4 protein-coding genes are annotated in these 8,206 nt (G+C 73.3%); 3 read left to right on the top strand and 1 reads right to left on the bottom strand.

Annotated features, from left to right (window positions below):
• Nucleotides 1-112: 112 nt before the first annotated feature.
• Nucleotides 113-2,359 (bottom strand): hypothetical protein, encoded by a 2,247-nt coding sequence (locus PYV61_RS16425; RefSeq protein WP_275833542.1) that lies wholly within the window; start codon nt 2,357-2,359, stop codon nt 113-115.
• A gap of 83 nt (nt 2,360-2,442) precedes the next feature.
• Here PYV61_RS16425 and dnaE point away from each other — a divergent pair, with 83 nt between their 5' ends.
• The 3 genes from dnaE to ricT form a co-directional block, all read left to right on the top strand.
• Complete coding sequence (dnaE, locus tag PYV61_RS16420; RefSeq protein WP_275833540.1) at nt 2,443-5,949, top strand: DNA polymerase III subunit alpha; 3,507 nt, start codon at nt 2,443-2,445, stop codon at nt 5,947-5,949.
• Nucleotides 5,950-5,954: 5 nt separating this feature from the next.
• Nucleotides 5,955-6,920 (top strand): acetyl-CoA carboxylase carboxyltransferase subunit alpha, encoded by a 966-nt coding sequence (locus tag PYV61_RS16415; RefSeq protein ID WP_275833538.1) that lies wholly within the window; start codon nt 5,955-5,957, stop codon nt 6,918-6,920.
• Nucleotides 6,921-6,930: 10 nt separating this feature from the next.
• Nucleotides 6,931-8,206 (top strand): regulatory iron-sulfur-containing complex subunit RicT (ricT, locus tag PYV61_RS16410; RefSeq protein WP_275833536.1); only part of this gene is annotated, 1,276 nt, incomplete at its 3' end.

Below are 8,206 nucleotides of genomic sequence, written 5' to 3'. Positions count from 1 at the left end.
CCCGCCGGGAGCTCGAGCACCACCGCCGCGTGCTGCCGCCCGTCGTGCGCGCGCGCCGGCCCCGCGCCCCCCGCCGCCAGCAGCAGCGCCGCCAGTCCACGCCGCACGCCCGTCACGGCGACAGCCGCAGGATGCCGAGCTGCGCCTCGGCGCCGGCGCCGAACGGCGCGCCGTCGGCCGTCGTCAGGCGGAGCGCGCCGGGGCGGCCGCGCGGCACCGACACGTCGAACGCCGCCCACGAGCCGGGGACCAGCGTCGCCGACAGCGCCGTCCCGCCGACGGGCCCGAAGCGGACGGGGATCGGCCAGCGGCTGTCGCGGTTCAGCGCCTGCGTCAGCAGGCGCCGCAGCGAGGTCGCGCCGAAGCGGTAGCGCGCGGGGACGCGCGTGCGCGGCAGCCCGATCACGCTGTCGGCCGAGAGGGCGACCACGAAGTCGGCGAACAGCGCGGGGAACGGCTCGCCCGCGACCTCCTCGACGTTCGCGCGCCCGGTGCGCGGCGACTGCACGAGCCGCGCGAGGATCGACTCGCCGCGCTGCGCCACCAGCCAGCGCAGGAAGAGCCACGACGCGCCGCGCTCCTCGAGCGTCCCCAGCTCCTGGAACGCGGACAGCGACGTGGCCGACGGCGACGCGAGGTACAGCAGCGCGTTGTCGATGTCGCCGCGGTAGAACGGGATCGCCGAGTCGGGGAGGATCTGCGCGGAGAAGGGGCGGTTGAGCGGCGGCGGGTAGCGGCGCTCGAACAGCCGACCCCCGATCTCCTCCGCCATGTGGCTCAGCCCCTCGTTGAGCCAGGTGATCTCCTCGACGCCGCGGCGCACCAGCACGTGCTGGTTGAAGGAGATCATGTGCTGGAACTCGTGCATGAACGTCGACGGCAGCGCGCGCATCACGTCGCTCGTCGTGTGCGGGCAGCTGCGCGTCCCCGCCGCGTCCGGAACCAGCGCGTACAGGATCTCGGCGCGGTTGGAGTTCTGGTTGCGCGTCCCGAGGTCGGCCCCGAAGAAGAAGCCGCGCACGAACCCCTCGTTCCCGCACTGCTCGCGCGTCGTGAGCCCGTTGACGATCGGCGTCAGCAGCACGATCACGCGCCCGTTCCCGTCCACGTCCGACTCGGCGCCGAACGTCTCGACGTCGAGCGGGTGCAGCGTGCGGTCGAGGAGGTCGCCCAGCCGCTGCACGGCGGCGTCGGTCACCGGCTCGGGCGCCGCGCGGTCCTCGTAGATCAGGACGCTCTGCCCCGCGTAGCGCAGCCGCGACGCCGCGTTGGCATACGCCGACCCGTCGAGGCGCGACAGCACGCGGAAGGTGCGCTCGCTGCCGACCGCCGGGGGCTCGGGGACGAGGTTCCCGCTCAGCGGCGCCAGGTCGCCGGCGGCCGTCGGGCGCCGGACCCGCGCCTCGCGCGCCAGCGCCTCGGACTCGGCGGCGATCCCCTCGCGGGCCAGCCGCCACTCGGCGGCGCGCAGCACCCGGGTGAAGGCCGCGTGCGCGGGCGTCGTCCCGGCCGGCGGCGCCGACTCGACGGCCGCGGCCGGGTCGGCGGCCGCCACGAAGTCGTGCGCCAGGGCGAAGGGGCGCGCCGGCGACCGGTCCTCGGTCGAGGCGAGCTGCGGGAAGAGCAGGTAGCGGGCGCCGTCGCCGGGGAGCCAGACGCACCCCGCCGCGTCGGCGCCGGCGACCGTGGTCGCCTCGAGCTGCTGGAGCGCCAGCGGGCGGCTCGACTCGCCGATCCCGAGCGACGCCGGCGCGGTGGCGACGGCGCCCGCCTGGACCGTGACCGGCGCGGCCCCAGCGGCGACGCACGGCGGGACCACGACGCGGAGGACGGTGTCGCCCTGCACGCCCACCACGCGGGCGCGCGACGCCCCGACCAGCACCACGGGGGGGACGCCGGGGCGCGCGAGGCCGGCCCCGACCACCTCGATCGTGTCGCCCCCGACGGCGGCGGCGGGGCGCAGCGCGTCGATGCGGGCGGCGGCGGTGCCGACCAGGACGAAGCGGGCGCCGACCTCCTCGCGCCCGGGGATCGCGCCCAGGACGACCACCGTGTCGCGCTCGGCGCCCAGGCGGACGCGGGTGACGGCGACGCCGCCGGCGTCGGTGGGGACGAGCGAGTCGAGCACGGCGCCCCCGCGCCCCGAGACGACCCGGAAGCGCACCACGACCCCGCGCTTGGGCACGCCCAGGGAGTCGGTGACGACCACCTCGAGCGGGTCGGCGAGGACGCTGCCGGCGGGCGCCGAGCGGACCCCGGCGGCGGGGGCGCGCACGGTGTAGAACCGCTCGGGGCCGAGCGGATCCCCCGGGTTCCGGCAGGCGGCCGGGCCGACGGCCGGGGCGAGAACGCAAGCCATTGCGAGCGAGCGACTTAGCCGCACGCTCCTCCCCCCCGGCCGAATTGACGCCGGCCGTCGCGGGTGGCTATCGTTCGCGTCCAATGTCGTTCGTCCATCTCCATTGCCACTCCGAGTACTCGCTCCTCGACGGCGCCAACCGGATCGACGACCTGATCCGGCGGGCCCAGGAGCTCGAGCAGCCTGCGCTGGCGATTACCGATCACGGTAACATGCACGCCGCGTGGGAATTCCAGGAGAAGGCGAAGAAGGCCAAGCTCAAGCCGATCCTGGGGATGGAGGCGTACGTCGCCCCCGGTTCCCGCCTCGACCGCGCCCGACCGGCCCCGGGTGCGAAACCTTACCACCACCTGGTGTTACTCGCGAGGGACCTCACCGGTTACAAGAACCTGGTGAAGCTCTCGTCGCTGGCGTTCACCGAGGGCTTCTACGTGAAGCCCCGCGTCGACCGCGAGCTGCTGGCCGCCCACTCCGAGGGGCTGATCGTCACCTCCGCCTGCCTGGCGGGGGAGGTGGCGGGGCACCTCATGGAAGATCGCTGGGAGCAGGCCCGCGAGGCGGCCGCCTGGTACGCCGAGCTGTTCAAGGACCGCTATTTCCTCGAGGTCCAGGCGCACGACTCGGGCGGGCAGCGCGAGCTGAACGACAAGGTCTTCAAGCTGTCGGCCGAGCTCGGGCTGCCGGTGGTGGCGACCAACGACGCCCACTTCCTGAAGGCGAACGACCACGCGGCGCACGACGTCCTGCTCTGCATCGGCATCGGGAAGGACCTGAAGGACCCGGACCGGATGCACTACGACCGGGGGCTGTACTTCAAGGACCACCGGGAGATGGGGGAGCGCTTCCCCGGGCGGACCGACGTCCTGGAGAACACCCTCCGCATCGCCGACGAGGTGGACGTCCAGTTCGGGAAGAAGTACCACGTCCCGAGCTTCCCCCTGCCCCCCGACGTCGCGACCGAGAACGACCTGCTGGTCAAGCTGTCCAAGGAGGGCGCGCTCCAGCGCTACGCCGGCAAGCGCGGCGCGGCGCCCGGCGCGCTGGCGGCCGAGGTGCAGGAGCGCCTCGACTACGAGCTGGGCGTCATCCTGCAGACGGGGTACGCCGGCTACTTCCTCATCGTCGCCGACTTCATCCGCGCGGCGCGCGACCGCGGGATCCCCGTGGGCCCGGGCCGCGGCTCGGCGGCCGGGTCGCTGGTGGCCTACGCGCTCGGCATCACCAACGTCTGCCCGCTGGAGTTCGACCTGCTGTTCGAGCGCTTCCTGAACCCGGAGCGCGTGTCGATGCCCGACGTCGACGTCGACTTCTGCTTCGAGCGGCGCGGCGAGGTGATCGAGTACGTCCGGCAGAAGTACGGGAAGGAGTCGGTCTGCCAGATCGTGACGTTCGGGACGATGAAGTCGCGCGCCGTCGTGAAGGACGTCGGGCGCGTGCTCGGCTTCACCCCGGCGGAGACCGACGCGCTGGCGAAGCTGATCCCCAACGCGCCGAACCACTCGCTGTCGGTCGACGAGGCCATCGAGCAGGTCCCCGACGTCAAGCGCTTCTACGAGACGGACGCGCGGTACCGCGAGCTGCTCGACTACGCGTCGGCGCTCGAGGGGCTGTCGCGCCACACCGGGGTGCACGCCGCCGGCGTGGTCATCGCCCCCGGCCCGGTGCACGAGTTCGTCCCCGTGTGCACGCAGAGCTCCAAGGGCTCGGGCGGCGACGGCGACGAGAAGATCACGGTCGCGCAGTACGACATGAACTGCCTCGAGAAGGCGGGCATGTTGAAGATGGACTTCCTCGGGCTGACGACGCTGACCGTCATCTTCGACGCGCTCACGTCCATCAAGCAGCGCACCGGCGAGTGGCTCGACCTCGACGCGATGGCGTTCGACGACGAGAAGACCTACCAGATGCTGCGCTCTGGGCGCACGGCGGGGGTCTTCCAGTTCGAGTCGCCGCTGGCCACCGACGTGCTCCGGCAGATGCGCTGCGACCGCTTCGACGACCTCGTGGCGTCGAACGCGCTGCTGCGCCCGGGCCCGCTCGACAGCGGGATGCACAAGGTCTACATCCGCCGCAAGCGCGGCGAGGAGCCGGTCTCCTACGCGCTCCCCGAGCTGGAGCCGATCCTCCGCGAGACGCAGGGCGTCATCACCTACCAGGAGCAGGTGATGCGCATCGCGCAGCGCCTGGCGGGGATCTCGCTCGCCGAGGCGGACGTGCTCCGCAAGGCGGTCGGCAAGAAGGACGCGGAGCTCATCAAGGCGGAGCTCGGGAAGTTCGAGACCAAGGCGGTCGCGCAGGGGCACGACAAGGCGATCATCAAGGACCTCGCGGGGCAGATCGAGACGTTCGGGCGCTACGGCTTCAACAAGTCGCACTCGGTCGCCTACTCGGTCGTCAGCTACCACACCGCGTACCTAAAGGCGAACTACCCGGCCGACTTCATGGCCGCGCTCCTGTCGGCCTGCATCGGCGACACGGACAGCGTGGTGAAGTACGTCGCCGAGGCGCGCGAGATGGGGATCGAGGTGCTGCCGCCCGACGTCAACGAGTCGGGGTACAAGTTCACGGTCGTCGGCGAGAAGCGGATCCGCTTCGGGCTCGGCGCCGTGCGCAACGTCGGCCAGGGCGCCGTCGACAGCATCATCGCCGCCCGCTTCGCCGAGGGGGTCTACCGGGACTTCTTCGACTTCGTGGAGCGGGTCGACCTGCGCGCCTGCAACAAGCGCGTGTTCGAGGCGCTCATCGCCGCCGGGGCGCTGGACGGGCTGGGGGGGCACCGGGCGCAGTACGTCACCGCGCTCGACCACGCGATCTCCGAGGCGCTCCTCAAGCAGGACGAGCGCGAGCGCGGCCAGGGGTCGCTGTTCGGCGAGGTGCTCGGCGGCGGCGCCCCGGCGCAGGCCAAGCCGACCCTCCCCCACGTCCCGGCGTGGAGCGAGAGCGACCGGCTGACCAACGAGAAGGCGATCCTCGGCTTCTACGTGTCGGGGCACCCGCTGGAGCCGTTCCGCGCCGAGGCCGAGCTGTTCGCGACGCACCGGATCGCGGACCTCGGGGCGTGGACGCCGTCGCCGATGGCGCTGGCGTGCGTGATCACGGCGGCCAAGCGGCAGATCTCCAAGCGCAGCGGGGCCGAGTTCGCCCGGTTGACACTGGAGGATTTCTCGGGATCTTCCGAGGTGCTGGTGTTCCCCGAGGCCTGGGCGGTGCTCGCCGACCAGGTCAAGACGGACGTCCCCGTGCTCGTCGAGGGCGGGTACTCCAAGCGTGACCAGGGGGCGGAGAGCCCGACGTTCATCGTCGAGAAGGTGACCCGCCTCGCCGAGAAGCGCGTCAACGGGCAGGTGGCCGTGGCCATCGAGCTCGCCGCGGGCGCGGACCTCGCGCCCGGCGTCATGCGCGACGTGCGCGCGACGTGCGACGCGTACCCCGGGACGGCGGCGCTCGAACTGCGGTGGCGCGACCAGCGCGCCGGGCAGACCGCGCGCTTCCGGTCGCGTTCCCTCACCGTCGCGGCGTCCAACGCCGCCCTGAACGAACTGCGCGCGCTGCTCGGCGACGAGCGCGTCAAGCTGGTTCGAGGGGGTTAACGAACATGGCCACCGCGTCCCTCGACTTCGAGAAGCCGCTCGTGGAGCTGGAGCGGCGCATCGACGAGCTGCGCCGGCTCGCCGACGACCGGGAGCTCGACGTCCAGAACGAGCTCGCCCCGCTCGAGCGCCGGCTGACCGAGCTGCGCTCCGAGATCTACCGCAACCTCACCCCGCTGCAGCGGGTGCAGGTCGCGCGCTCCGCCCGCCGCCCGTTCACGCAGGACTACATCGACCGCTGCTTCACCGACTGGATCGAGCTGCACGGCGACCGCCAGTACCGCGACGACGGCGCCATCGTCGCCGGGTGGGCGCGCCTCGACGGCGAGTCGGTGATGGTCATCGGCCACCAGCGCGGGCGCGACACCAAGGAGAACCTGCGCCGCAACTTCGGGATGCCCTACCCCGAGGGGTACCGCAAGGCGCTCCGCCTCATGAAGCTGGCCGAGAAGTTCCAGGTCCCGATCGTCACCTTCATCGACACGCCGGGCGCCTACCCCGGCATCGGCGCCGAGGAGCGCGGGCAGAGCGAGGCGATCGCCCGCAACCTGGTCGAGATGGCGGGGCTGCAGGTGCCGATCGTCGCCACCGTCATCGGCGAGGGGGGCTCGGGGGGCGCGCTGGCGCTCGGCGTCGCCGACCGCGTGCTGATGCTCGAGAACGCGGTCTACTCGGTGATCTCGGTCGAGGGGTGCGCCGCGATCCTCTGGAAGGACGGGAAGAGCCCCGAGATGCGCGAGAAGGCGGCGCGCGCGCTGCGCATCACCGCCCCCGACCTGTACGAGCTGCGCGTGGTGGACGAGGTGATCCCGGAGCCGGCCGGCGGCGCCCACGCCGACCACGAGGTCACGGCGAAGAACGTCCGCGAGGCGCTGCTCAAGCAGATCGACGAGCTGCGCCGCCTCAAGCCGGAGAAGCTGGTGCGCCGCCGCCGCGAGAAGTTCCTGAAGATGGGCCGCTTCGTCGGGTGACCGCGCACTGATGGCCCACCTCGTCGAGATCGCCTTCAAGGGCAACCGCAAGGAGTTCTACCTCTGGGACGGCGACGACCCGCCGAAGGCGCGCGCGTCGGTCATCGTCGAGGGGGACCGGGGCGAGGACCTCGGCGAGGTGCACGCCACCGGGGAGCTGGCCGCCAAGCGCTGGGCCGGCGTCGCCCACGGCGAGCAGCTGCTCGGCGCCGGCGCGCAGCCGCAGCGCCGCGCCCTGCGCCTGGCCGCCGACGAGGACGTGCGCCGCGCCGGCGAGCTGGCCGCGCTGAACGAGGAGGCGCGGCGCAAGTCGATGGAGCGCGTCCGGGCCCACGGGCTCGTGATGAAGATCTCCGACGCCGACTGGCAGTGGGACCGGCGCAAGCTGACGCTGTTCTTCACCGCCGAGAAGCGCGTCGACTTCCGCGCGCTGGTGCGCGACCTCGCGGCGCTCTTCCGCACGCGCATCGAGCTGAAGCAGATCGGCGTGCGCGACGAGGCCAAGCGCCTCGACGGCGTGGGGCGCTGCGGGCGCCAGTACTGCTCCGCGGCGTGGCTCCCCGAGCTGCGCCCGGTGAACCTGAGCGTCGCCAAGGACCAGCGCCTGTCGCTGAACCCGACGCAGATCTCGGGGGCGTGCGGGCGGCTGATGTGCTCCCTCCGCTACGAGCACGAGTTCTACGTGCAGCAGCGCAAGCGCTTCCCCAAGGAGGGGAAGGTGCTGGCGACGGCGAAGGGGGAGGAGAAGGTCGTCGGCAACGACATCTTCCGGGAGCGCGTGACGCTGCGCGCGCTCGACGGCGAGGTGCGCGTGCTGCCGCTGGGCGACCTGCGGCGCGAGCTGGAGGCGCTGGGAAGCCCGTTCGCCGCGCCGCCCGCGGCGGAGCCCGACGAGGTGGACGCCACGGCGATCACCGGCGAGCACGCGGTGGCCGACGACGCGCCGCGCCCCGAGCGCCTGCGCGGCGAGCGGCGCGGCGGCGAGCGGCGCGACGGGGACCGCCGCACGGCGCCTCCGCCCCGCCCGCGCCCGCCGGTGGCGCGGGCGATCGTCATCGGCGACCTCGAAGGGGTGTCGCTCGACGGCGCGACGCAGGAGATGCCGGTGGCCCGGCTGCCGCTGGCGACGCCGGCGCCCGTCGAGGCCCCGTCGTCCGACGTCGAGACGCCCGAGGGGGACGCACCCGAGGGTCAGGCGCCCGCCGCCGAGGGGGGCGAGGAGGGCGCGCGTCCTCGGCGGCGGCGCGGGCGGCGCCGCGGCCGGCGCAACCGGGGCGGGCGCGGCA

Source organism: Roseisolibacter sp. H3M3-2, from assembly GCF_029211165.1.
Taxonomy (GTDB): Bacteria; Gemmatimonadota; Gemmatimonadetes; order Gemmatimonadales; family Gemmatimonadaceae; genus Roseisolibacter.
Note: the sequence above shows the minus strand (reverse complement) of the source record. Positions and strands in the feature narration are given on the sequence as shown.